The organism is Yersinia vastinensis (assembly GCF_902726565.1).
GTDB lineage: Bacteria > Pseudomonadota > Gammaproteobacteria > Enterobacterales > Enterobacteriaceae > Yersinia > Yersinia vastinensis.
In genome coordinates, this window is the sequence record NZ_CACVAF010000007.1 from 86,858 (window position 1) to 112,383 (window position 25,526).

Sequence of the window (25,526 nt, forward strand, 5' to 3'; positions counted from 1 at the left end):
CGCGATGACACAAAAAACAGAAAGGCCGGATATCCGGCCTTTTATTATAGGGACAATAGCTTAGTCAGTGACGGCGCAAAATAATAACTACCGGTCACAGGCTTACTAAAGCCCAGTAACAAATCATGCTTGCCATCAAGTGAACCGAACATGCTCAATAATTGCTGTTCAATATTATGAAGGCGGGCGCAATAAGCAATGAAATACAAACCGTGTTTCCCGCTAGCAGTCCCATACGGCAAGCTTTGACGCAGAATTTTCAACCCTTTGCCATCTTCTTTAAGATCAACCCGACTCACGTGGGAGGTATCCGGACGTTGGTCCGAAGGTAATTCCTCACTATCAGATTTTGTGCGCCCAACAATTTGCTCTTGCTTGTGCTCAGGGATGCGTTTCCATTTTTTCAGGTCATGTTCATAGCGCTGAACTAATATATAGCTCCCTCCGGCATCCTCTTCACCCTCTGCGATCACCGCCACTTCCGGGCGACTGTCGCCTTGCGGATTTTCTGTACCATCAATAAAACCGGTAAAATCACGCTCTTCAACCCAACGGAAGCCATGGGTCTCTTCTTCAACCGCAATAGCATCACCGAAAGCCGCTACAGCAGCTTGCGCAAGGGTAAAGTTAATATCCTGACGCAGTGACTGAATATGAATTAATAAGTCGCGTTGCGTCGCTGGAGCGATCATGGGAGCTTTGCCCAATGGAACAAAAGGTTTCAATTCTTTCGCGCCCTGCCCATTCGACAGGTCATGCCACACATCGGAACCAAAAGCGATAACTGCGCCTAAATGCTCATTAGGAAATTTATTTTTTAATTCTTCTAATGCCTGACAGAATTTTTTGCATCCCTGACGAATGGCATCAAACTCACCTTGCACTTTGGCTTCCATGAAAATGGCAAAACGGCAGTGCTCCAGCAATATGCCACTCTGAACTTCGGTCATATTTTTTCCCCACTAAAAATGAGTATTGGTTATGCTGGGTATCATAGCTGAAGCGATTAAAATAACCTTGCGTCAGCGCAAAATAAAATTGAGCGAGGGAATAGGCTATTGAGAAATATAATAATATTATTAAGGCGCTTAAAATAACTCGCGCCTTAATGAGTAGCTAATCGGAGGGGAATAATATTTATTCGCTTTTAGCGCGCCAAATAATTTTACTCACCTTCCAGCTTTGCAGCGAGTCATCAGAAGGCATTAACCCCTCCGGGCCATGCCAGTCGCCATCAAATAAATAGCTCACATGCGAACTGTCTGGTGCAGCGCATTCGATTTGTGCGGCATCATCACCCGAGCCATGACGACAAACGCCAAAAGCTTTTTTATATAATTTACTAAATGGCGTACCTATCGTCACACCCCATTGACTCGGAATATTTTTATCCATCACGTCGATTCGCTCTACCGTACCTTTCGGCTGGCCAGAGATAACCAACTTAATTTGGTCTTCTTTCATAGCCTGATAGAAAGAAATCAATTTACCATCGTCAGTTGCCATACCACTGCGTAGCCGATAATCCCCTTTCAGACCTTCTTTTATCTCATTTTCACTCAAGGGTGTGCTGGCTGTTATCCCACCGACACCCTTATCAGTAACCTGCATGCTGCTACTGCCGCTGAACCAATTAAGTGGCGACAAACTTGACCAGGAGAAACCGGACATACTCGAGCACCCGGCTAACAACAAAGGGGCACCCAGTAATAACAACCGCACCCCAGAAAATCGTGGGCGAAGATTCATCTAAAGCTCCTTAAAAAAACCACTGCATCCAATAAGCCTTTCTGCAGATAAGGGGCAGAAGCAAAAGAGGGGCAGTTGAAAAAAAGATAACCAGTGATTGGAGTCCACGTAGCTGAAAAAGTGCCATATCCCATCAGGCTTTGATCATTAGAGCCACAATAAACAAACTAAATCAACTCAGGAAAACTAGAGAAAAAACCGTTGATAGGGTTGATAACATAGGTTTTATCCCCATTTATATTCATCGAATCAGGATACTTTGCTGTCGATAATCTGGTGATTAAGCAAGTTCCACCGCCATATTGGTCTAGTATTGGGTAACACGAGGTTAATAAGGCTTTTAATTTCAGATGTCACTATTCATTCATTGAAGGAGCAATAAAATGAAGAAACTTACCTTAGCTGCCGCCTTGGTTATGTTATGCAGCACCCCATTTGTCGCTCAAAGTGCAACAGCTACCGCGCAAGGTGGCTTTGATGGCCCAGCAACAACGCAAACTCAACCAGCCACTCAAGGTGGTTTTTCTGGCCCGAGTGCCAGCAATACAACGGTAGATAAAGTGAAAACCATGCGTGATGACGCCCGCGTCACCCTGCAAGGGAATATCATTGAGCGCCTGGGTCACGATACATATACTTTCCGCGACAGCACCGGCACTATCACGGTGGATATTGATAACAAACGCTGGAAAGGTCAAACCATCACTCCACAAGATAAAGTACAAATCGAAGGGAAAGTCGATAAAGACTGGAATTCTGTTGAAGTTGATGTAAAAAACATCATCAAGATTAAATAATTAAGCCGTGACTCCCGGGTGCTGTAGACATTCAGCACCCGTTATTTATCTTACTCTTGCACTCCTATTTCCCACTGCCTCTCCATCTCTATCCTGCTGAATATTTCACACAAAACACCATAAAAAACAAATATATTAAATTATACAACTACCACACTATGTTTATGAATTGTTTATTTCAACCACAGTAAAAATTTATTACAGTCCAGTTGGTCTGGAATTTACACCCGACAATATATAAAACAAAAAAATTATATATAATGAATAAGGAAAAATAAAAATGGAAAATAATCATCAGGTCGAAAAGGAAAATCCGGCAGCGGCGAAAATCATAAAAGGTAATTATGGAGATACAAATTTCAAAGTAAACTTAAGAGAAAGTCACTATGTTATTAGAGATCCCGGTGGTACTGATACGCTTACCTTTATAGATGCAAAAAAAGAAGATTTAGAGTACTCAGCTAAAGATGGTCGTATCTTCATCCGTGATAAAGCATCTAAAAATGTCGTCACTTTTGATGATATAGGCTGTGCCGGCCGTAAGCAGAATATAGATAAAGCTTATGCTGAGTTTAATTTAACGACTCGTGGAAATAGAGTGAATAGTCACTATGAGAATGCACTAGATATAAATATTAACTATGAGCATAAGTCGTGGGATTTTAATAAAATGCATGGCTTTTATCAGAGAGGGTTAGTACCAGCAAGTATACTTTCTAGATCAACCAATGACGTTATCAGTGCATTAAACGAAAAGATTAGAGTCGCTAAAGAAAATAATGATCAACAAGCTGTAAATGAGTTTACTGCGGAAAAAAACGCATTCTCTCACTATACGTCTCAGTTAATTAATTTAGACATCAATCATGGTGCTGTTATTGAAAAAATAAAAATTGGCGATACTACATATAATGCAAAGGATCTTTTAATTTCTCAACCATTAGGAAAATCACGTACCCATTCTGATCAGAATATTTCCGACATTGTTGATATAACTAAAGTCGAAAAACTTAGAGATAAAGTTAGCGACTATACTCTAGAGGAAATAGAAAAAGCAGAAAGTGATATTGAAGAAGCAAGAATGACTGCGTTTATTAATAATGAAAAATATTCACCAGACACAATGATAGAATATATGGCAGGATTCAAAGACCTCGGCCAAGAGTTAGGAATACAACGTATACCAAACTATTTCGACTTTCAGCCTATGCAGAATATAGCAATGCCAGCAGTACAGTAACATCAAATACCCACTTTCCCTCCAAGAACGAGGGAAAGTTTATTTTCTGTAATACAATCAATACTCTTGATCCACAATCAGCCGTTTGCCCAGCATAATGGTATCTTGTGTCTCGTAATCGAGCTTTTCATACATGCCAATCACTGCGTCATTGTCTTCACGCACCATGATATTGAGCTTCGGGCAGCCGCGGGCGATAAGTTTCTTTTCTAACCGACTGATCAGCGCATTGGCAAAGCCACGACCACGGAAATCAGGGTGGACACCAAGATAATAAGCAGACCCACGATGACCGTCATAACCGCCCATAATAGAGCCGACAATCGCGCCACTGACTTCCGCCACTAAAAATAATTCGGGATCATGATTGAGCTTACGCTCAATATCCATTTCCGGATCATTCCATGGCCGCAGTAAGTCGCAATGCTCCCACAGCAGAATTACTTCTTCAAAATCGCCTTGTTGAAATACGCGGATTTCCATGGATATACGCACCCTTGAGTCAAATAGATATTTTGATTATTACGCAATATTATATCACGCAATAATAAAGTGATATTTGTTGCAGGTACAGCACGTAATAGAACCAGATAAATCTTGTCATGTTCGGCGTTAATCCACACGGAGAGTACAACAATGAGGATAAATCGGGGTATACTTGGCCCCTGAAAATTGCCAGGCCACTAGAACCCTTCTGATGAATTTACCCGATATCGCCCAAATCAAAACCTACCTGCTGGATCTGCAGGATAAAATCTGTGCCGCACTGAGCGAGGCTGATGGCAGCGCTGAGTTCACAGAAGAGAACTGGACCCGTGAAGAGGGCGGGGGCGGCCGCAGTCGGGTATTGATCAATGGGGCCGTATTCGAGCAAGCTGGCGTCAATTTTTCACATGTTTCTGGCGCCACGCTACCGGCATCTGCCACAGCACATCGCCCCGAATTGGCCGGTCGTAGTTTTCAGGCGCTTGGTGTATCGCTGGTTATTCATCCACTCAACCCCTATCTGCCTACCAGTCACGCCAATGTGCGTTTCTTCATTGCTGAAAAGCCCGGCGAAGATCCAGTGTGGTGGTTTGGTGGCGGCTTTGATTTAACCCCGTTCTATGGGTTTGAAGAAGATGCTATTCACTGGCATCAAACGGCCTGGCAATTGTGCCAGCCCTTTGGTGAACAAATTTATCCGCGCTATAAAAAATGGTGTGATGACTATTTTTATATCAAACATCGTCATGAAGCTCGTGGCATTGGTGGGCTGTTCTTTGATGATTTAAATAGCCCCGATTTTGATACCTGCTTTAATTTTGCGCGAGCCGTGGGTGAGGGGTTCCTTGATGCCTACTTGCCGATTGTAGCGCGACGCAAAATGTTGAGTTGGGGTGAGCGCGAGCGCCAGTTCCAACTTTATCGCCGTGGTCGTTATGTGGAGTTCAATCTGGTTTGGGACCGTGGCACCTTATTTGGCTTACAAACCGGCGGGCGTACTGAGTCTATTTTGATGTCACTGCCGCCATTGGTACGTTGGGAATATAATTATCAACCAGCTCCCGATAGCGCAGAAGCGGCACTGTACCGTGATTTTCTGCCTGTAAAAGATTGGTTAACCGCAGGAGAGCAACACTGATGCAAATTTGGGTTGATGCGGACGCCTGTCCGAATGTGATTAAAGAGGTGCTATTTCGTGCCGCAGATCGTACCGGTATGATGGTCACATTAGTGGCTAACCAGCCATTAAAAACGCCCCCTTCAAAATTTATCCGTACGTTACAGGTAGCTTCCGGGTTTGATGTTGCCGATAACGAAATTGTCCAGCGGGTAGAGAAAAATGATCTCGTTATCACCGCTGATATTCCACTGGCGGCAGAAGTGATTGAGAAAGGTGGCATCGCTCTTAATCCCCGTGGCGAGCGCTATACCCCAGATACAATTCGTGAGCGCCTCAATATGCGTGATTTTATGGATACCATGCGCGCCAGCGGCATTCAAACCGGTGGCCCTAATACCTTAAATCAGCGCGATCGCCAGCAATTTGCCAATGAATTGGATAAATGGTTACAGCAAGCCAGCAAAGCCCGCAGCTAAATTTTCTCTCAAAAGTAAAAAACCCGCACAAGGCGGGTTTGATTGGCAACACCTAAAAACAAATCGTTATAAAGGTTGGGTTTGTGCCTCCACCACCGCTAACGCCACCATATTCACGATGCGGCGCACTGAAGCAATCTGCGTCAGAATGTGGACTGGTTTCGCCACCCCCATCAGTACCGGCCCGACAGTTACCCCCTCGGAAGAGGTTACGCGCAGCAGGTTATAACTGATTCTCGCCGCTTCCATATTCGGCATAATCAGGATATTCGCAGCTCCTTTCAGTGGGCTGTCTGGCATCAAGTCATGGCGAATACTGGGAACAAGTGCTGCATCACCATGCATTTCACCGTCAATTTCTAGCTCCGGTGCCATCTGATTGACCAATTCCAATGTTCGGCGCATTTTACGTGCGGCTGGACAATCCGAGGAGCCAAAACTTGAATGTGATAATAATGCGACTTTTGGCTCGATCCCGAAGCGGCGTACGGTTTCAGCAGCCATTAAGGTAATTTCAGCCAATTGCTCTGGCGTTGGATCATCATTGACATAGGTGTCTGCGATAAAGGTATTGCCGCTTGGTAGCAGCAGCGCATTCATCGCCCCCGCCACATGCGCTCCTTCACGGAAACCGAACACTTTTTCAACCACATCATAATGTTCATGATAGCTACCGATAGTCCCACAAATCATCGCATCGGCTTCCCCGCGATGTACCATGATAGAACCTATCAGGGTTGGGTTGCCAATCACCGCGCGGCGGGCCTGTTCTTGTGAAACTCCTCGGCGTTTCATGATTTGATAATATTCGTGCCAATACTCATTAAAGCGCGGGTCAGACTCATTATTCACCACTTCAAAGTCTTTCCCGGCAGTAATGTGCAGGCCGAGTTTCTTCAGCCGCGTCTCAATCACGCTTGGGCGACCAATCAAAATAGGATAAGCCAGCCCCTGAGAGACCAGCTCTTGAGTCGCATGTAATACCCGCTCCTCCTCCCCTTCCGCCAATACCACCCGTTTCATCTCTTTCTTCGCCTGAGAGAAAATGGGTTTCATAAACAGATTGGTTTTATAGACGAACTCTGTCAGTTTCTCGATGTAAGCACTAAAGTCGGTAATCGGACGTGTGGCCACCCCTGAATCCATCGCCGCTTTTGCTACTGCCGGAGCAATTTTTACAATCAAGCGCGGGTCGAACGGCTTAGGAATAATATATTCTGGACCGAAGGACAGGTCTTGCTCACCATAAGCTGATGCCACGACATCGCTCTGTTCTGCCAAAGCCAAGTCAGCTATGGCATGTACGCAAGCCAGTTTCATCTCTTCATTAATAGTGGTGGCCCCCACGTCTAATGCGCCACGGAAAATAAACGGGAAGCACAGCACGTTGTTGACCTGATTCGGATAATCCGAGCGGCCAGTGCAGATAATCGCATCTGGACGGACGGCCTTTGCCAATGGCGGCAGGATTTCAGGTTCCGGGTTTGCCAGCGCCAAAATCAGCGGGCTAGCTGCCATGGTTTTCACCATATCTGGCGTTAATACACCCGGGCCGGAGCACCCCAGGAAGATATCGGCACCGGGAATAGCGTCACCCAAGGTGCGCTGACCATTATCTTTAATCGCGTAAGCCGCCTTGGTTTGTTCCATATTGGCTTCACGGTCTTGATAAATCACGCCTTTAGAATCACAGACAGTAATATTTTCGTGCTTTAACCCCAGCGCAACCAACAGATTCAAACAAGCAATAGATGCCGCGCCAGCCCCGGAAACGACCAGCTTCACATCACTGATATTTTTCTTCACCACTCGCAGGCCATTGAGCACCGCAGCAGTACAGATAATCGCCGTGCCATGTTGATCGTCGTGAAATACCGGGATCTTCATACGTTCACGCAATTTCTGTTCAATATAGAAACATTCCGGCGCTTTAATATCTTCCAGATTAATGCCGCCAAATGTCGGTTCTAACGAGGCGATAATATCAATCAGTTTGTCTGGGTTGTGCTCATCGACTTCAATATCGAATACATCAATGCCGGAGAATTTCTTAAACAGAACCCCCTTCCCCTCCATGACCGGTTTACCTGCCAACGCGCCAATATTCCCCAGCCCCAGCACTGCGGTGCCATTTGAAATAACCGCCACCAGATTACCACGCGCCGTGTATTTATAAGCTGCCAAAGGATCAGCAGCAATTTCCAGACAAGGGGCAGCAACACCCGGAGAATATGCCAGCGCCAAATCCCGTTGGGTCGCTAGCGGTTTGGTTGGCGATACCTGAATTTTTCCGGGGGTTGGATATTGGTGAAAATCAAGCGCGCTCTGTTTTAATTGTTCGTCCATCGTAGGTTCCCTTTGATTTTATGCTTTGAGGTGGAACGACCAGTATAGTGAGTGATTTATCACAATCTATGAAGCAGGGCATACTCTGCATAACATTTTTGCAGCAATAGGGGGATTTAATTATCAAAAAGGGAAAATGGACAACAACAGGGAATGAAATGCCGCTCAAATAGCGGCAATAGACTTCGGAAAAAAGCTAGTTAAACCAATGATGAATTTGAGCGTACTGTAAAAGCATAATAGTTTTGCCATCTTTAATTCGGCCATCCGTAATCATCGCAATGGCGTCAGCAAAAGGCAGTTCAACCACCTCAATCACTTCATCTTCCACACCAACATCATCGGTGACTTTTTGCTCTGGATGATATTCCGCAGCAAAGAAATGGATAATTTCAGTCACTCCGCCCGGAGACATATAAGCTTCGAACAGCTTCTGTACCTTATCAACCTGATATCCCGTCTCTTCTACAGCTTCACGGCGAATACACTCTTCTGGCGAATCGTTATCCAGCAAACCGGCACAAGCCTCCAGTAACATCCCGTCAGGATTCCCATTCACATAGGTTGGCATGCGGAATTGCCGGGTGAGCACCACCGTACCTTTGTCGCGGTTATACAGCAGAATAGTCGCACCGTTACCTCGGTCATATACTTCGCGAATTTGTTGTACCGAGGTGCCATTATCCGATTTTAAATCAAAGGTATATTTGTATAACTTAAACCAGTTTTTAGATAACAATTGGCTGTGAATATTTTCGATTTTGACTGACATAGGGCCTTCTTTATCTGGCTAATAATAATTAGCGAATGGCATCAAATAATTTTTGGTGACGGCGATTATTAGCCAGTTTAGCTAGCTCATGATCATCAAGAGCATCCATTATTTGCTCATAAAGCTTTGCGGGTACGCAATAGAAGGCGGGCTGATTGCGGTTGAGAATCGCAACAGGGAATCCGGCCCCCGCATTGACGGTTGCCATTGGGTTCTTTTTCAATTCACTGACACTTGCGCTAATGTCCGTCAAAATTATGCTTGGCATAAATTACCTAAAAAGACCTGTTAACAGGTCTAATTATGAGAAGAACAATCCAATATTGCAATAAAAAACGCCCTGCCAACATCGTGTCGACAGGGCGTTTGATTCGGGTGAGCGAGCGCAGCTAACACCGCTGCGGCACCAAGAACTAAGGATAAATCCAACGTCATGGGTGTTGCAGCAAGGCAGCCAGCAAACTCATCCCGATGAGCTGACTCAAGTCAGTGATTCGGGTGAGCGAGCGCAGCTAACACCGCTGCGGCACCAAGAACTGAGGATAAATCCAACGTCATGGGTGTTGCAGCAAGGCAGCCAGCAAACTCATCCCGATGAGCTGACTCAAGTCAGTGATTCGGGTGAGCTAGCGCAGCTAACACCGCTGCGGCGCCAAGAACTAAGGATAAATCCAACGTCATGGGTGTTGCAGCAAGGCAGCCAGCAAGCTCATCCCGATGAGCTGACTCAAGTCAGTGATTCGGGTGAGCGAGCGCAGCTAACACCGCTGCGGCGCCAAGGACGAAGGATTTTAGAAACCGGTTGGAACATCCTTCATATCCGGCAACTTATGCGCAATACCTTTATGGCAATCAATACAGGTTTTGCCTTCGGCAATGGCGGTGTTGTGCATTTTGGCTGCGACGGTTTTTTGGGCGGTGAAGTCCATGTTGTCGAAATTATGGCAGTTGCGGCATTCTTGCGAACCGTTGGCTTTCATCCGCGCCCACTCATTTTCAGCCATTGTTAGGCGATGGGCCTCAAATTTCTGCGGCGTATCAATCAGCCCAAAGGTTTTGGCATATAACTCTTTACTGGCTTTGATTTTACGCACCATTTTCGGCCCCCACTCATGGGGAACATGGCAATCAGGGCAAGTTGCTTTCACGCCACTGCGGTTGCTGTAGTGGATGGTGCCCATATATTCCTGATAAACATTGTCTTTCATTTCATGGCAGCTAATACAGAATTTTTCGGTATTGGCCATCTCCATGCCGGTATTAAAACCGCCCCAGAAAATGATGCCACTGACAAAGCCAATGAGCAGTAAAGTCCCGAGCGCCAGTCGACTAGGCCGACGCCACCACTGCCATATCCGTCGAATAACACCGGGTTTTTTAGTCTCGTTCATGTTTTATTCTCACAATAGCTATCTCGCTTATTGACCAAAGCCAGGAGCTGGCTGGAAGCTGTTCCCGACAATGGGTGCCGCGTCGGTTTGTGGCACATGGCATTGCAAGCAGAAATAGCGGCGCGGAGACACTTCACTCGATACTTTGCCGTCGCGGTCAATAAAGTGAGTCGGACTGACGCGCGGCGCACCGGTGGTACGGTAATGTTCAACACCATGGCATTGCAGGCAGCGATTGGTATTTTTGCTGATCTGATAGCCATCTACGCTGTGTGGAATAAGCGGTGGTTGGTTAACATAGTTGAGAGCCATCCGTTGTTGCTGTTTTGGCATTTTCACCTTGCCTTCCGCTGTAGCAGAGACTTCTGGTGATTGACTTAAATCCATCTCGACATTGCTGGCCGCATTAACCACACCGGCCATCACCAATACCGCCAGTAGCGATATGATGGATAAAAATCGGCGGTTTAATGATTTAAAAATCTGGTTATTCATTATTTTCTCCTGAAAGACACCGTCTTTTCCTGAGCATCCCTGGATAATTTCTATAGAGACTGGCAAAGCCCGCCCCGTAGGGCAGGCTCCCGAATTACGCGACTACCCGAGCCAATTTCACTGCACATTTCTTGAAGTCAGTTTCTTTGGATAAAGGATCGGTGGCATCCAGCGTCAGGTTATTGACCAACTGGGCCGCATCGAAGAATGGCATATACACCAGACCTTGCGGCGGACGGTTACGGCCCCGAGTTTCCACCAGCGAGATAACTTCACCACGGCGTGAAATCACCTTCACTTTGTCACCACGTCGTAAATCGCGGGCTTTGGCATCCAGTGGATGAATGAATAACACCGCTTCCGGGAAAGCACGATGTAGCTCAGGGACTCGGCGCGTCATTGAGCCGGTATGCCAATGCTCCAGCACACGCCCCGTAGAGAGCCACAGGTCATACTCCTCATCCGGGCTTTCAGCGGCAGGTTCGTATGGCAACGCAAAAATCACCGCTTTGCCATCCGGTTTGCCATAAAAGCGCACGTCTTCACCTTTCGGCACGAAGGGATCAAAGCCTTCGCGGTAGCGCCAGAGCGTCTCTTTACCATTGACGACTGGCCAGCGTAGGCCGCGCTCTTGATGATAAACATCGAAAGGTGCCAGATCATGGCCATGACCGCGGCCAAAATCGGCATACTCTTCAAACAGACCTTTTTGAATGTAGAAACCAAAATCACGAGCTTCATCGTTCAATTGATCTGCTGGGATTTCACTGAGTGGATATTTGTTCACCACGTTATTGGCAAACAGCACGTCATACAGCGTTTTACCGCGGTACTCTGGTTTTTTATCTACCAACTCGGCAGGCCATACCTCTTCAACTTTGAAGCGTTTGGCGAACTCCACCATCTGCCACAAGTCAGATTTAGCTTCACCTGGTGCAGGAACTTGCTGACGCCAGAATTGAGTGCGACGTTCAGCATTACCATAAGCCCCCTCTTTCTCGACCCACATTGCGGTTGGCAAGATAAGGTCAGCGGCCAGCGCGCTGACTGTTGGGTAGGGATCGGAAACCACAATAAAGTTACGCGGGTCACGCCAGCCCGGCATACGCTCTTCATTGATATTTGGCCCGGCCTGCATGTTGTTATTACACATCACCCAATAAGCGTTAAGTGTGCCATCTTTCAGCGCCCGGTCTTGTGCCACAGCATGTAAACCGACTTTCTCTGGGATTGTACCTGCGGGCAGTTGCCACTTGGTTTCGGCTATCTGGCGATGTTTTTCGTTGGTGACCACCATGTCTGCTGGCAGACGATGAGAGAAAGTCCCCACTTCACGTGCAGTCCCACAAGCGGAAGGTTGACCGGTCAAAGAGAAAGGCCCAGAGCCGGGCTTAGAAATTTTGCCCGTTAACAGGTGCAGGTTGTAGCACATGTTATTGGCCCAAACTCCACGGGTATGCTGGTTGAAGCCCATGGTCCAGTAGGAAACCAATTTAACGTTTGGATCAGCGTACAGCTGTGCCAATGACTCCAGCTGGTCTTCCGGCACCCCGCTCATTTTGGCGGTTTTTTCCAGCGTGTACTCGGCAACAAAAGTTTTGAAATCATCAAAACTCATTGGCTCAGAGGCATCACTACCGGGGTTTTTGGCTGCTTTTTCCAGTGGATGAGTTGGCCGTAGACCATAGCCAATATCGGTTGCGCCACGGCGGAAATTCACATGGCGGTCAAGGAAGCCCTGATCAACCGCATTATTTTGAATAATGTAGTTGGCAATGTAATTCATGATGACCAGATCAGTCTGAGGGGTAAAGACAATCGGGTTATCTGCCAACTCAAAGCTGCGGTGTTCAAACGTGGAGAGCACGGCAATTCTGACATTGTCATTGGTCAGACGACGGCTCGTCATACGTGACCACAAGATAGGGTGCATCTCCGCCATATTGGAGCCCCAGAGCACAAAGGCATCTGCTTCTTCAATATCATCGTAACACCCCATTGGTTCATCCATACCAAAGGTACGCATAAAGCCCACAACCGAAGACGCCATGCAATGACGTGCATTCGGATCGAGGTTATTCGAACGGAAGCCTGCTTTGAGTAGTTTTGATGCGGCATACCCTTCCCACACCGTCCACTGGCCTGAGCCGAACATTCCCACGGCGGTCGGGCCTTTTTCTTTCAGGGCATTTTTGAATTTCAGCTCCATGATATCAAAGGCTTTCTCCCAACTTATTGGAGTAAAATCACCTTCTTTATCATATTGACCGTCTTTCATTCGCAGCAGAGGTTGTGTCAGGCGGTCTTTGCCGTACATGATTTTAGGCAGGAAATAGCCTTTTACGCAGTTCAACCCACGGTTGACCGGTGAATCCGGGTCACCTTGTGATGCCACGATACGGCCATTTTGCGTCCCGACGAGGACACCACAGCCAGTACCACAGAATCGGCAAGGTGCTTTATCCCATTTTATTGCATTTGTTGTCTCGCCCACGGCAGCCTTGGCGACAGTGGGTATGGTCAATCCGGCTGCGGCTGCCGCAGCAACTGCGGCATTGGCCTTCATAAAATCCCGGCGACTGAGTTTCATGGCATTTCCTCACCTTGCTGATCCTGCTGGTGATACACCAGCGATACAGCCAGCACACCATCCAGATTACGTGCTGACTCAATATAATTCAGGAGCACGTCTGAGCGCGCCGCCTGCATAACCACCACCAACTTACCCAAAGCGGCATCACTGGTCGGTATTTCTGTTCCCGGAATCGCTAGCAAGCTGTCGGTTAGCTGCGCAATGCGCGCAGGTTTGGCCTGCACTACCAATCCACAGACATGCCACTCTTTATCGTCCATCTTCACTCCGGGTGAGGGTTACTGCCTGAACGGGACAACTGGGTACACAGGCACCGCAGCCGGTACAGGCAGGAAGGTCTAATTCGGGCTGAGCAATACCATTCAGACGTGGACGAAATCTAATCGCCCTAGTTTCACAACTGTCCTGACAACTGCGACATTCAATATTGTGAAAAGGTAAACAGCGGTCCGAGATGTTAATTTTAAGTGACCAGGCAGCCAGATCCGTCGAGGTAAAAACACCCGCTTTACAGACCTGCACACAGGCTTGGCAAAAAGTGCACTCAGCACGTTGGAAATCTATTTCGGGGAATCCACCACTACCTGCCACCAATACGCCGGTTTCACAGGCAGCAACACAGTCATGGCAACGAGTACAACCGGCTATAAAATCAGCTTCTAAGACCGACCAAGGGGGGCGGGTCGCTGTGGGTTGCTGTTTACCCGCTTGCCAAAAACCAGTCAGCAATTTACGCCGTGATAAATCAGTCATGCTGATATCCTTAACATCTGCTGGCGCGCCCGCGAGTAGCTATGAAGACTGTTCACTTAAGTCCAAATATTTATATCGGACTAATGGTAATGATTATTGTTTATATAATAGGAGAATTTCCCCAGTGTTTGTGTATTAGATACAGAATAATGAGTAATAAAATAATTACTCTTTAGGGTTAATCGGGGGGAGATATTGAGCAAGATCAATTAATTTAGTGGTTATTAGCGAGTTTTCTCGCTGTTAAATCTATTTGCGTTATTACATTTTTTATATAACGATTTGCTTAATGAGAATCGCTATCAAAAGAAAACCGTCATTTGATAATTATTTCCTCAGATAAAGTGGTGCGGCGGAATGACTTCGCCCTGAATTTAACACAACCACACTTCCTTTTCGCGGGTATAAATAGAGATCTGTCGGGAACCCTTTTATACTACGCAAGAGAATTACAGCAAGAAATCAGTGAGACTACGGTACACTTTGATCGTGGTTTAACTAACTATGATGGATAAAATGGTCTGCCAAATTAACGGCCCTAAATAATCCACGTTCAACAGCCAGACATTTAATGCTATCGGTTACAGGGACATTACTTATCATGACCAAAAGTCACACTATCATGATCGTTGACGATCATCCCCTAATGCGCCGTGGTATTAGGCAGTTACTTGAGCTGGATAGCAACTTTGACGTTGTTGCTGAAGCCAACTGTGGTAGCGATGCCATTACCAAAGCGGCGGAATGTCAGCCAGATGTCATTCTGCTCGATTTGAATATGAAAGGCATGACCGGGCTGGACACCTTGAAAGCTTTGCGTGACAAAGATATTGATGCGCGAATCATTGTTCTAACCGTTTCTGATGCGCGCAGTGATGTGTACGCCATGATAGACGCAGGCGCCGACGGATATCTGCTCAAAGACAGCGAACCGGAAATATTGCTGGAAAATATCCGCCATGCTGCAAAAGGTGAAAAAGTATTCAGTGAAGAGGTCGCGCAGTATTTATCTTCTCGTCACGAACAGGTAAACCCATTTGCTGAATTAACCGAACGCGAATTAGATGTACTGCAAGAAGTCGCGCGTGGGATGTCCAATAAACAAGTCGCCTTTGAGTTACACATTTCGGAAGAAACCGTAAAAGTGCACATCCGTAATTTATTACGTAAGCTGAATGTGCGTTCACGTGTAGCAGCAACTATCATGTTTTTGGAAAATAAAAAATATTAAAACCCGTACTGTTATTTAATGGCTGGCGAACTATTTGGTTGTTCAATAGCCGCTAAAATAAGATTATGGTTATCGTATACCCATCTTTTATTTAATGGCCCCCAGCCCTCCAACTGGTAAAAACCGGCATTATTGCGCGCCCCTTGCTGCACAAATGTCAGTGTGACCCCCAAACCCGGTAGCGCTTTCAACACATCTTGAATTGTTCGCCGCGGCCAGCCGGTCAATTCCATCAAACGCGGCACATTGAGCGAATCATCACCACGGCTGATTAACCAACAAAGATAGAGACGGCGGGCAAATACCGGATTAAGTTCCATAACACTTTCCTCAGTTGAATCACTACTCATTAGTCTATACCTAAAGCCATTGAAGTTGCAGTTAGCCTCCAACAAGCCCAAGTCCGAAAAGGGTATTTGATGCCTGCCAAAATACCGCTTTACCACTCTTTTCTCTATTGATGTGAATTAACTCGGTTATATCGATGTTTTTTACAGGTTCTCCTTATTTTCTTCACGTTTTATGCCGCATTCCCGCGTAAAGTGCACAGTGGATTCTGCTGTATCTAATTTTGATCTTTCTTTATAGAGGCTGGCACTGCATGGCAAACTTTTTCATCGACCGCCCGATTTTTGCTTGGGTCTTGGCGATAATTTTGTGTCTTACTGGCGCATTAGCAATCTCAACCTTGCCTGTTGAGCAATATCCAAATCTGGCGCCACCCAATGTGCGCATCAGTGCCTCATACCCCGGAGCCTCAGCACAAACACTGGAAAACACCGTCACACAGGTCATCGAACAAAGTATGACGGGCTTGGATAATCTGCTGTATATGTCATCACAAAGCAGTAACTCTGGCAGTGCATCCATCACCCTGACTTTTCAGGCCGGTACTAACCCTAATGAAGCGATGCAGCAGGTTCAGAATCAATTGCAATCTGCTATTAAAAAACTCCCCCAAGATGTGCAGCAGCAAGGCGTTTCGGTCTCTAAATCGGGCGATAACACGTTGATGATGGTGGCATTTGTTTCCACCGACGGCAGCATGGATAAACAAGATATTGCCGACTATGTCGCCAGTAATTTACAAGACCCTCTTAGCCGTATTGAGGGGGTGGGTAGCATTGATGCTTTTGGTTCGCAATATGCCATGCGTATCTGGCTGGACCCCAATAAACTCAATAATTACCAACTGACTACGCAGGATGTTGTCACCGCGATCCAATCACAGAATAGCCAGATAGCGGTGGGGCAATTAGGCGGAACCCCCTCTGTAGATAACCAGGCACTGAATGCCACCATTAATGCTCAAGCACAATTACAAACACCAGAGCAATTCCGGGAAATCACGCTGCGTGTCAATCAGGATGGGTCACTGGTCACTTTGGGAGATGTCGCCAAAATTGAGATGGGGGCAGAGAAGTATGACTATCTGAGCCGTTTTAATGGGCAAGCGGCATCCGGTATGAGCATCAAACTGGCATCAGGCGCCAATGAGCTACAAACTGATGAATTGGTTAAAGCGCGTATTGCCGAGTTAACCCCTTTCTTTCCGCATGGCCTTGAAGCCAAAATTGCTTATGAAACCACCCCTTTTGTTAAAGCCTCCATCAAGGACGTGGTCAAAACACTGCTGGAAGCCATCCTATTGGTTTTCCTGGTGATGTATCTGTTTTTACAAAACTTCCGTGCCACGTTGATCCCGACGATTGCCGTCCCGGTCGTGCTATTAGGGACTTTCGCAATACTGTCGGCATTCGGTTTTAGTATCAATACACTCACCATGTTCGCCATCGTGTTGGCCATCGGCCTATTAGTTGACGATGCTATCGTGGTGGTGGAAAACGTTGAGCGCGTGATGAGTGAGGAAGGGCTTGATCCGCGCGAGGCTACCCGTAAATCTATGGGGCAAATTCAAGGTGCTCTGGTGGGTATTGCACTAGTACTGTCAGCCGTATTCATCCCCATGGCTTTCTTCGGAGGAACGACCGGGGCTATTTATCGCCAGTTCTCTATCACTATTGTGTCAGCCATGGTGCTCTCCGTATTAGTCGCGCTGATTCTCACCCCTGCACTGTGCGCTACCATGCTAAAGCCCATCAAACCGGGGCATCATCACGCCAAGCGCGGTTTCTTTGGCTGGTTTAACCGCATGTTTGACCGCAGTGCCCACCGCTACGAGCGGGGGGTTGCTCGTGTTTTACACCACAGTTTACGCTATATGCTGCTGTATTTATTGCTCTTGGGTGGATTGGCGCTGCTGTTCATCAAGCTGCCGACCTCTTTCTTGCCCTTAGAAGACCGAGGCGTCTTTATGGCACAAGTGCAGCTTCCTGTCGGATCAACGCAGCAACAGACGCTGAAAGTGGTCGAGAAGGTGGAGAACTACTTTCTGACAGAAGAAAAAAATAATGTTCTGTCGGTATTTTCAACGGTAGGTTCCGGCCCCGGTGGTAATGGACAAAACGTAGCGCGCTTGTTCATTCGGCTGGCGGATTGGGATCAACGCACAGACAGCGACGACTCCTCTTTTGCGATTATTGAACGCGCCACCAAGGTCTTTAATAAAATAGCCGAGGCGCGAGTGTCCGTCAGTAGCCCGCCCGCCATTTCAGGTTTGGGTGGCTCATCCGGTTTTGATATGGAATTACAAGATCACGGCGGTTTAGGCCACGATAAATTAATGGCAGCCCGCGACCAATTGTTGCAAATGGCATCCAAAGACCCAGCGCTCACCCGAGTACGACATAATGGGTTGGATGATAGCCCACAATTGCAGATCGATATCGATCAACGCAAAGCACAGGCGCTAGGGGTGTCATTGGATGATATTAATAACACGCTCAAAACCGCGTGGGGTTCAACTTACGTCAATGACTTTGTAGATCGTGGCCGAGTGAAGAAAGTTTATGTTCAATCAGAAGCCACCGCCCGCATGTTGCCGGAAGACGTCAATAAATGGTTTGTGCGCAATAAAAGCGGCGGCATGGTGCCTTTCTCTGCATTTTCGACCACGCGTTGGGAATATGGCTCACCACGGCTGGAGCGCTATAACGGCTATTCCGCGCTGGAAATCGTTGGCGAGGCTGCTCCGGGAGTCAGTACCGGTACTGCCATGAATGTGATGGAAAATTTGGTCAAACAGTTGCCAAATGGCTTCGGGCTGGAGTGGACAGGAATGTCTTATCAAGAGCGGCTATCCGGTTCACAGGCTCCTGCCCTATACGCAATTTCGCTGTTGGTGGTGTTCTTATGTCTGGCAGCATTGTATGAGAGTTGGTCAATCCCCTTCTCTGTGATGCTGGTTGTCCCCCTTGGGGTCATTGGGGCGGTTGCCGCAACCTGGATGCGCGGCCTGGAAAATGACGTTTATTTCCAAGTGGGGTTGTTGACTATCATCGGGCTATCGGCCAAAAACGCCATCTTGATTGTCGAGTTTGCCAGTGAGTTAAATAATAGGGGCAAAGATCTGGTGGAGGCGACACTGGAAGCCTCTCGTCAGCGCTTAAGGCCCATTCTGATGACGTCACTGGCATTTATCTTTGGTGTATTGCCAATGGCCATCAGCCAAGGAGCGGGTTCTGGCAGCCAGCATGCCGTCGGTACAGGTGTGATGGGTGGCATGATTTCCGCGACGGTATTGGCCATTTTCTTTGTGCCTTTGTTCTTTGTCTTGGTGCGCCGCCGCTTCCCTGGCCGACCACCACGCGCTAAAGAGCAAAAATAAGCAGCTTACAACGGTATTGGAGCGGTAACTTATCCCTTGCGGCTCCAAGAATGAAGGGCATAAAAAAGGCAGACACCTTAATTGGTCTCTGCCTTTCTGCGAGCGATAACTCGCCCCTGGTATATCGATAAAACAACAAAAAGATAATTATTCTTACTGCTGGTTTATTCGCTTATGCCTTACGCAGCATAGCATCGATAAACTCTTTCCACGTGCTTAACTCAAATTCAACCATAACATCCTCTCTAATTATCGCGATCAATTATACGCCTATTTTTTGAACAGTCAAAACGGAAGGCAGGCTTATGCCATCGCGAAAATGAGATCTATCGCTGATATATTGAAATTGACCGACTTACGGAGTAGCGTGCTGAGATATACGAGGGTAAACGCCATTTCTGACATAATCCGTTGTTGGCAAAATGCAGAGCAAAACCATGAAACACTCCATTGATTCGCTAAAAGAACTGGGCCGTTATGATGATGCGGTGGCCATGGCGCAAAATTTACTGCGCAGCTCACCTGACAACCCCAGTCTGCTGTATAAAATTGCCTCTCTTTATGATGTGCAAGGGTTGGAACTGCAAGCTATCCCTTTCTATCGTGCTGCTATTGAGCACCATTTGGCGGGTATTGAGCTACAGGAAGCCTATCTAGGGCTGGGCAGTACTTACCGATCTCTGGGGTTATATCAGGCGTCATTAGACACATTTGACGCGGCATTAGCTCATTTCCCACAGGCGAAAGAGATAACCTTATTTCGGGCGATGACCTTATACAATCTAGGTGAAACCAAAGAGGCAGTCGCTGCATTATTGATATTGCTGGCTGACACCTCAAATCATCAAGAAATCAGCCTCTACCAAAAAGCGATTCGCCAATACGCTGCTGACCTTGACCGTATAAGCTAATCCTTCAGACGGCAGATGTACGTTTAGCGGCTCATCTGCTCATAGCTGTCTGGATTCAAACCCCATTTTCCCGCATTATGGGCAAATAGCTCGGCCAGCCTTATCAGTGGCTGGCCTGATTTGCCATTCTAGCCGAGAGACTATTTTTCCATGTCAGATAATCCAGCAACCCCATCATTGCGCCTTTATGGCATTAAAAATTGTGACACCATAAAAAAGGCCCGCCGCTGGCTGGAAGAACAAGGTATCGCCTATCAGTTTCACGATTACCGTGCAGATGGATTGAGTGACGCGCACCTACAACGTTTTATCGATAAGCTGGGTTGGGAACCACTGCTCAATACTCGCGGCACCACTTGGCGGAAATTGCCGCAAGATCAGCGTGATGCAATTACCGATGCACAAGCTGCCAAAGTCCTGATGTTAGAGCAGCCCGCGATAATCAAACGCCCGCTGTTAGAAGCCACGAATGGCGAGATGCTACTCGGCTTCAATATTGAAAGTTACCAAGACTTTATACATAACCAAACCGCTATTGAGGTGCAATAACATGTTCTGTCCGGTAATCGAACTGGCCCAACAACTGATTAAACGCCCGTCACTTAGCCCTGACGATGCGGGCTGCCAAGAGATCATGATTCAGCGCCTGGAAGCTATCGGCTTTACCGTCGAACCCATGAATTTTGGCGACACCCTCAATTTCTGGGCATGGCGCGGCGAAGGGGAAACACTGGCGTTTGCTGGTCATACTGACGTAGTACCTACCGGTGATGAAAAACAGTGGACCACTCCCCCTTTTGAACCCACCATTCGCGACGGTATGCTCTACGGTCGAGGGGCTGCCGACATGAAAGGTTCACTGGCTGCTATGGTCGTTGCTGCTGAACGTTTTGTTGCCGCACACCCCGACCATAAAGGCCGATTGGCATTTATGATTACCTCCGACGAAGAAGCCAGAGCGATTAACGGCACCGTGAAAGTCGTTAACGCCCTGATGGCACGTAATGAGCGGCTGGATTATTGTCTGGTTGGCGAACCATCAAGTACTGAGCGTGTCGGTGATGTCGTCAAAAATGGCCGTCGTGGTTCAATTACCGCTAACTTGCATATCCACGGTATTCAAGGACATGTGGCCTATCCTCATCTGGCAGATAACCCGGTTCACCGTGCGATGCCAGCCCTCAATGAGCTGGTGGCAACCCAATGGGATGAAGGCAACGAGTTCTTCCCTGCAACCAGCATGCAAATCGCAAACCTGCATGCCGGTACTGGTAGCAATAACGTGATTCCCGGCGAGTTCTATGTTCAGTTCAACTTCCGCTTCAGCACTGAGTTGACCGACAGCATGATCAAGCAGCGGGTTGAAGCATTATTGGAACGTCATCAACTCAATTATACTTTGGAGTGGGTGCTGTCCGGCCAACCGTTCCTGACTGCACGCGGCGCATTGGTGGATGCCGTGGTTAACGCCGTTGAGCATTACGCTGAAATAACACCGCAGTTATTAACCACCGGTGGCACTTCAGATGGTCGTTTTATCGCCTTAATGGGAGCACAAGTGGTTGAACTTGGCCCGGTCAATGCCACCATCCATAAAGTGAATGAATGCGTCCACGCCGCTGATTTACAGCTACTCAGCAGGATGTATCAGAGAATCATGGAGCAACTTATCGCATGATAACCCCGCAGATGCTTACCGGGCGCTCAACAGACCATTTGGTGGTATTGACGGGTAACCATCGGATGCAGCCTGAAGCGGTGGCCGCTTTTCTGTCCATGCAACAGGCAGCAAAAGTGGCGGGTTTTAATTTGCAACCTGCCAGCACTTTTCGTGATTTTGACCGCCAATTAGCTATCTGGAATGGTAAATTTCGCGGCGAGCGACCAGTATTAGATAAAGACAGCCAACCAATAGACGTTTCTCAACTTGACGCTGCGGCGCGTTGTGAAGCCATTTTGCGCTGGTCAGCACTACCGGGAGCCAGCCGCCACCATTGGGGCAGTGATTTGGATATTTATGACCCATCACTGTTACCTGCGGAGGCAAAACTCCAACTGGAGCCGTGGGAATATTTGTCAGGTGGCTATTTTTACCCGCTAACCCAATGGCTTGATACCCATATGGATGAGTTTGGTTTTTACCGGCCCTTCAATGAAGACACCGGCGGTGTCGCGGCAGAACCTTGGCATCTGAGTTATCGCCCTCTGGCAAAAACAGCAGAACATTTATTGACCCCAGCAATTCTGCTGGAAGCCTGGCAGTCACAGGATGTGGCAGGCAGTGAGTGGCTTACCCGCCATTTACCTATGATATTTTCACGCTTTATAGGAAATAAACCATGCATTGGCTAGCAGATTACTGGTGGATAGTCCTTATCCTTCTGGTGGGCATTATTTTAAACGGCATCAAAGAGTTACGCCGACTTGACCATAAGAAGTTTTTAAGCAATAAGCCGGAGTTACCCCCACACCGTGATAATAATGCACAGTGGGACGACGACGACGATTGGCCGGATAAAGACAAGAAAAAGTAAGTAGGCGACGTAAAGCGAAGGGGCCACCCTTCGCTAACACTCATTACTTCTCTGCAATATCCTGATGCAGTCGGGCAATAGCGCGTTCCAACATCGGTTGATTAATGCCATGCCCAGTATTGGCATCTAAATCCAGCGTTGCCTGATTGCCTAATGCCATTAAACTGCTGACTGCGGCTTTGGCATGCTCAACCCGGATGACCCCATCCAGCTCTCCGTGAATCAGATGAATCGCCACATCCGTGATTGGCTGTTGCGGCAGAGTGGCGAAACGGCCGCTAAATCCGATAACCTGCCCTGCTAATTGAGGCTGTGCTTTCACCCCCTCCAAGGACATGATTGTCCCTTGTGAGAAGCCTACTAACGTCGTTTGCTGTGCACTCAGGCCACTTTGCTGCTGCCAATGATGCACAGTAGCAATGAATTGCGGCATCACTTCATCAACACGCCCTTGACGGCCTTCTTCAGTGATTCCTTGTACTGAAAACCACTGCCGACCACTGCCCATGCCACTGGCAAAAGGCCCATCAATACTAACCACCAGCGCCTGAGGAAAAGCGTGTGCAAAGTGACTCCCTACCGGAGCCATTCCAGCCGCGCTATCGCCAACCCCATGAAACAATAAAATTAATTGTTCTGGTTTTGTCGGTTGCTGCACCACGATATTCTTCTGACTCATTACTGGGCCTTTTATGGTTAAGTGTTAATAAAATGACTATACGCTGTTGGTTTGGTAGGGATATTAGGTTTTATTGATGAAGTTGGTGGGAATTATTGATGATCAGTGTTGATGAGCATGGTATTGGTTTCGGTTGATATCGGTTCAGATGATCCGGTTAGGTTGACATAAGATGAGCAACGACCTGCCCTCCTATACCTCAACCAAATCACCGACATAACGAGCTAACCCACTCCCTCATTAACCCCACCTTAATAACATCAACTGCCGCCATCCCCTGCGCGGCCTCTTGCCGCCACTGAGCCATCAATGCCTTGCGACCTGAAATCCCTAAATGTTTAACAATTTCTGCTGACGGCCTCCTCTGTTGCAAATATTGCCGTAATGCCACAAGAGGTAACTCTGTCTGCAATAACAATCGCTGCAAAGCAGGTAGAGTGGCTTCCAATGAACGGAAAGCAAAAGCAAATCCGGCAAGTTCTCGCCAGTCGTCATCGTTTAGGGAAGTATCAACAGATTTTGGCAGTGACAGTGATAATGGCGTTTCCAGATCAATCCATGGCTGTAACCAATACCAATCACGCACTAATTGTTGTCGTGCTGAGTCACAGAGAGATTGCCCTGCGCGACTCAATGGCAATATCGCCATCGCAGCATAACAGCCACTACTGGCTTCTCGGTGGCTACCAATACGCACCAGATAAAAACCGCAGGCACGCCAGAATGCCTCTAACTCTGTGGTATAGCCAAAGCTGACCGAAAGAAAATCAAGTGTGTCCTGTTGCGCACGCGCCAGTTGTGCAGTGATCATCTGCCGGGCAATCCCTTGATGCCGCCACAATGGCGCTACCGCCACCCGGCTAATACGTCGCGATAACAACATGGGGGCCTGCCATTGCCCACTATGAGCGGCCAGTGATTGGGCGACCAAACTGCCCTTAGGTCGCCGCCTGCCAGCCCACACATCCTGTGCTAGCTCACTTTTCAATCCCCCCTCATCCACCAGCCACAAGGCACCAATCACGGAATCTGCCGCTTTCGCCGCTGAGAAATGCATTCCCGGCGCATCCATCAAACGTCGAAGATCAAGAGGGGTGGTGCGGTAATGTGCACTGGAAAGTAGGCCATAGAAGTGGCGCAATAATTCAGGATTGTCCTGCCAAACGCGCTGCTCACAGGGGAGGATGTCAATCGGTGCATCAAGAGAGTTGGCCGTAGGCAGTTCATCATTAAATAGCATGATGTCATCCACTATGTGCTCCAGCGGATCGTGCCGCGCCCAACGAATCGGATCCGTCAGTGTTAAGTGGTGCCAATCACTCAACGTGGCGCAAAATTTCAACAAGAAGCCGCGCCCAGTCCCCTCATACCCTTGCACTGTGGTGGTTAACAATGCCCGTGGGAAGTAAGCCAAAAGCGCCGATAAGAGGGCGGTCGGGATAGCGGCGGCTTCATCAATCAATAACCAATCAACTTCACTGACATCATTTTTCTGGCAATGATCCAATAGCGCGTCCGGTGCCCAAAAGTGTGTTCGGCTCCCCGCGCGCTGGCTTAATACTTGAGTCGCTGCTTTACCCGGCCCGGTGACCCAGCAGGTGCCCGGCCATTGTGCCACCAGCATTCCGGCGAGTGTCGACTTCCCTCGGCCTCGGGCCGCCGTCAGCACCCAGACGCCACTTTTTGCCTGCATTAAGCGCTCAAGAATGTCGTGCTGTTCCGCGGTTGGTGAGCCATCGGGCGGTTGCCAGGCTGGATGAGATTGTCCCGCAGGCAAGGATAATGGCTGCCCCTGTTGCCATAAAACCACATCAGGATCAGCCAAAATTTGGTGCTGTACATGATGGATAAAATTCGGTGTGGCAATAGGTATGCCCTGCTCGCTCCAGCGCAAGCTGTCACTGTCGGGCAGATGCGGCCAATGACTCCACTCGGGTACTAGCAGCACCAGCCAACTACCCGCCTGTAATGTGCCAGCCAACACCGCCAGCGCTTCAGTATTCAAGCCATCAGTGGCATCAAATACGGCATGCAACCACTCCTGACCCAGCAATGTTTTCGCCGCTGTCGGGCGGATGCCATTAACACTGTCAGGGAGGGCCTCCCCCATCCATAACCAATCCCCTGACAACTCACGCAGCACCAGAGCCTGCTGTCGTGACCAGTCTGCATGGCCACTGAGCACCAATAAACGCCGGATCCCCTGCTGCGCCATCAATGATTGGA

Annotated in this window: 25 protein-coding genes; 11 read left to right on the forward strand and 14 right to left on the reverse strand. The window is 47.9% G+C overall.

Annotation, left to right across the window (positions count from 1 at the left end):
* Positions 1-44 precede the first annotated feature (44 nt).
* On the reverse strand, positions 45-950 hold the full coding sequence (locus HUZ92_RS12245; protein WP_050101802.1) for a Dyp-type peroxidase: 906 nt from the start codon (positions 948-950) through the stop codon (positions 45-47).
* A 187-nt stretch (positions 951-1,137) separates the two neighbouring features.
* Positions 1,138-1,749: an RpoE-regulated lipoprotein gene (locus tag HUZ92_RS12250; protein WP_050101800.1), complete on the reverse strand. Its 612-nt coding sequence runs from the start codon at positions 1,747-1,749 to the stop codon at positions 1,138-1,140.
* Between the two features lie 383 nt (positions 1,750-2,132).
* On the opposite strand from HUZ92_RS12250, the gene HUZ92_RS12255 reads away from it, so the two are divergent.
* Together HUZ92_RS12255 and HUZ92_RS12260 are read left to right on the forward strand one after the other, a co-directional pair.
* Positions 2,133-2,546: a YgiW/YdeI family stress tolerance OB fold protein gene (locus tag HUZ92_RS12255; protein WP_050101798.1), complete on the forward strand. Its 414-nt coding sequence runs from the start codon at positions 2,133-2,135 to the stop codon at positions 2,544-2,546.
* A gap of 280 nt (positions 2,547-2,826) precedes the next feature.
* A complete protein-coding gene (locus HUZ92_RS12260) occupies positions 2,827-3,786 on the forward strand; it encodes a hypothetical protein (protein ID WP_145579803.1) in 960 nt (319 codons plus the stop codon).
* A gap of 57 nt (positions 3,787-3,843) precedes the next feature.
* On the opposite strand, the gene HUZ92_RS12265 is transcribed toward HUZ92_RS12260, so the two are convergent.
* The gene (locus HUZ92_RS12265) at positions 3,844-4,269 is read right to left on the reverse strand and encodes a GNAT family acetyltransferase (protein WP_050101795.1); all 426 of its coding nucleotides are present in this window, start codon (positions 4,267-4,269) and stop codon (positions 3,844-3,846) included.
* A 214-nt stretch (positions 4,270-4,483) separates the two neighbouring features.
* On the opposite strand from HUZ92_RS12265, the gene hemF reads away from it, so the two are divergent.
* Complete coding sequence (hemF, locus tag HUZ92_RS12270) at positions 4,484-5,410, forward strand: oxygen-dependent coproporphyrinogen oxidase (RefSeq protein ID WP_050101793.1); 927 nt, start codon at positions 4,484-4,486, stop codon at positions 5,408-5,410.
* A complete protein-coding gene (locus tag HUZ92_RS12275; protein ID WP_050101791.1) occupies positions 5,410-5,868 on the forward strand; it encodes a YaiI/YqxD family protein in 459 nt (152 codons plus the stop codon). Before hemF ends, HUZ92_RS12275 begins: the two co-directional genes overlap by 1 nt.
* Positions 5,869-5,934: 66 nt before the next feature.
* Here the strand turns inward: HUZ92_RS12275 and maeB are convergent, their stop codons facing one another.
* The 8 genes from maeB to napF all read right to left on the reverse strand — a co-directional run bounded on the left by maeB (position 5,935) and on the right by napF (position 14,218).
* Positions 5,935-8,214: an NADP-dependent oxaloacetate-decarboxylating malate dehydrogenase gene (gene maeB / locus HUZ92_RS12280; protein ID WP_050101789.1), complete on the reverse strand. Its 2,280-nt coding sequence runs from the start codon at positions 8,212-8,214 to the stop codon at positions 5,935-5,937.
* Between the two features lie 196 nt (positions 8,215-8,410).
* Complete coding sequence (gene nudK, locus HUZ92_RS12285) at positions 8,411-8,986, reverse strand: GDP-mannose pyrophosphatase NudK (RefSeq protein ID WP_050101787.1); 576 nt, start codon at positions 8,984-8,986, stop codon at positions 8,411-8,413.
* 28 nt (positions 8,987-9,014) lie between these two features.
* A complete protein-coding gene (locus HUZ92_RS12290; RefSeq protein ID WP_050140691.1) occupies positions 9,015-9,254 on the reverse strand; it encodes a type II toxin-antitoxin system Phd/YefM family antitoxin in 240 nt (79 codons plus the stop codon).
* 523 nt (positions 9,255-9,777) lie between these two features.
* Positions 9,778-10,377, reverse strand: a complete 600-nt coding sequence (gene napC / locus HUZ92_RS12295; RefSeq protein ID WP_050101442.1) for a cytochrome c-type protein NapC — start codon at positions 10,375-10,377, stop codon at positions 9,778-9,780.
* A gap of 27 nt (positions 10,378-10,404) precedes the next feature.
* Positions 10,405-10,872, reverse strand: coding sequence for a nitrate reductase cytochrome c-type subunit (napB, locus tag HUZ92_RS12300; RefSeq protein WP_050101441.1), 468 nt, complete (start codon positions 10,870-10,872; stop codon positions 10,405-10,407).
* Positions 10,873-10,966: 94 nt separating this feature from the next.
* Entirely contained in the window at positions 10,967-13,462 is a 2,496-nt protein-coding gene (gene napA / locus HUZ92_RS12305; RefSeq protein ID WP_050101440.1) for a nitrate reductase catalytic subunit NapA, read from the reverse strand.
* Complete coding sequence (napD, locus tag HUZ92_RS12310) at positions 13,459-13,725, reverse strand: chaperone NapD (RefSeq protein ID WP_050101439.1); 267 nt, start codon at positions 13,723-13,725, stop codon at positions 13,459-13,461. The genes napA and napD overlap by 4 nt, the downstream gene beginning before the upstream one ends.
* Entirely contained in the window at positions 13,715-14,218 is a 504-nt protein-coding gene (gene napF / locus HUZ92_RS12315; protein WP_050101438.1) for a ferredoxin-type protein NapF, read from the reverse strand. The genes napD and napF overlap by 11 nt, the downstream gene beginning before the upstream one ends.
* Positions 14,219-14,819: 601 nt before the next feature.
* Between napF and narL the strand changes: the two genes are divergently transcribed.
* Complete coding sequence (gene narL, locus HUZ92_RS12320; RefSeq protein ID WP_050101437.1) at positions 14,820-15,449, forward strand: two-component system response regulator NarL; 630 nt, start codon at positions 14,820-14,822, stop codon at positions 15,447-15,449.
* Positions 15,450-15,460: 11 nt separating this feature from the next.
* Here narL and HUZ92_RS12325 read toward each other — a convergent pair whose 3' ends face one another.
* A complete protein-coding gene (locus tag HUZ92_RS12325) occupies positions 15,461-15,769 on the reverse strand; it encodes a winged helix-turn-helix domain-containing protein (protein WP_050101436.1) in 309 nt (102 codons plus the stop codon).
* A gap of 281 nt (positions 15,770-16,050) precedes the next feature.
* Here HUZ92_RS12325 and acrD point away from each other — a divergent pair, with 281 nt between their 5' ends.
* The 6 genes from acrD (at position 16,051) to HUZ92_RS12355 (ending at position 22,621) form a co-directional block, all read left to right on the forward strand.
* Entirely contained in the window at positions 16,051-19,176 is a 3,126-nt protein-coding gene (acrD, locus tag HUZ92_RS12330; RefSeq protein ID WP_050140689.1) for a multidrug efflux RND transporter permease AcrD, read from the forward strand.
* Between the two features lie 437 nt (positions 19,177-19,613).
* Positions 19,614-20,087: a tetratricopeptide repeat protein gene (locus HUZ92_RS12335; protein ID WP_050101434.1), complete on the forward strand. Its 474-nt coding sequence runs from the start codon at positions 19,614-19,616 to the stop codon at positions 20,085-20,087.
* A 150-nt stretch (positions 20,088-20,237) separates the two neighbouring features.
* Positions 20,238-20,636, forward strand: a complete 399-nt coding sequence (locus HUZ92_RS12340; RefSeq protein ID WP_050101433.1) for an ArsC family reductase — start codon at positions 20,238-20,240, stop codon at positions 20,634-20,636.
* Position 20,637: 1 nt separating this feature from the next.
* Positions 20,638-21,765 carry a succinyl-diaminopimelate desuccinylase gene (dapE, locus tag HUZ92_RS12345; protein ID WP_050101432.1) on the forward strand — a complete coding sequence of 376 codons (1,128 nt, stop codon included), beginning with the start codon at positions 20,638-20,640 and terminating at the stop codon, positions 21,763-21,765.
* An 11-nt stretch (positions 21,766-21,776) separates the two neighbouring features.
* Complete coding sequence (locus HUZ92_RS12350) at positions 21,777-22,439, forward strand: M15 family metallopeptidase (RefSeq protein ID WP_174846830.1); 663 nt, start codon at positions 21,777-21,779, stop codon at positions 22,437-22,439.
* A complete protein-coding gene (locus HUZ92_RS12355; RefSeq protein WP_050101430.1) occupies positions 22,427-22,621 on the forward strand; it encodes a YpfN family protein in 195 nt (64 codons plus the stop codon). Before HUZ92_RS12350 ends, HUZ92_RS12355 begins: the two co-directional genes overlap by 13 nt.
* A gap of 43 nt (positions 22,622-22,664) precedes the next feature.
* Here HUZ92_RS12355 and ypfH read toward each other — a convergent pair whose 3' ends face one another.
* Together ypfH and HUZ92_RS12365 are read right to left on the reverse strand one after the other, a co-directional pair.
* Positions 22,665-23,300: an esterase gene (ypfH, locus tag HUZ92_RS12360; RefSeq protein WP_145579804.1), complete on the reverse strand. Its 636-nt coding sequence runs from the start codon at positions 23,298-23,300 to the stop codon at positions 22,665-22,667.
* Positions 23,301-23,508: 208 nt separating this feature from the next.
* On the reverse strand, positions 23,509-25,515 hold the full coding sequence (locus HUZ92_RS12365) for a tRNA(Met) cytidine acetyltransferase TmcA (protein ID WP_174846831.1): 2,007 nt from the start codon (positions 25,513-25,515) through the stop codon (positions 23,509-23,511).
* Positions 25,516-25,526: the final 11 nt, after the last annotated feature.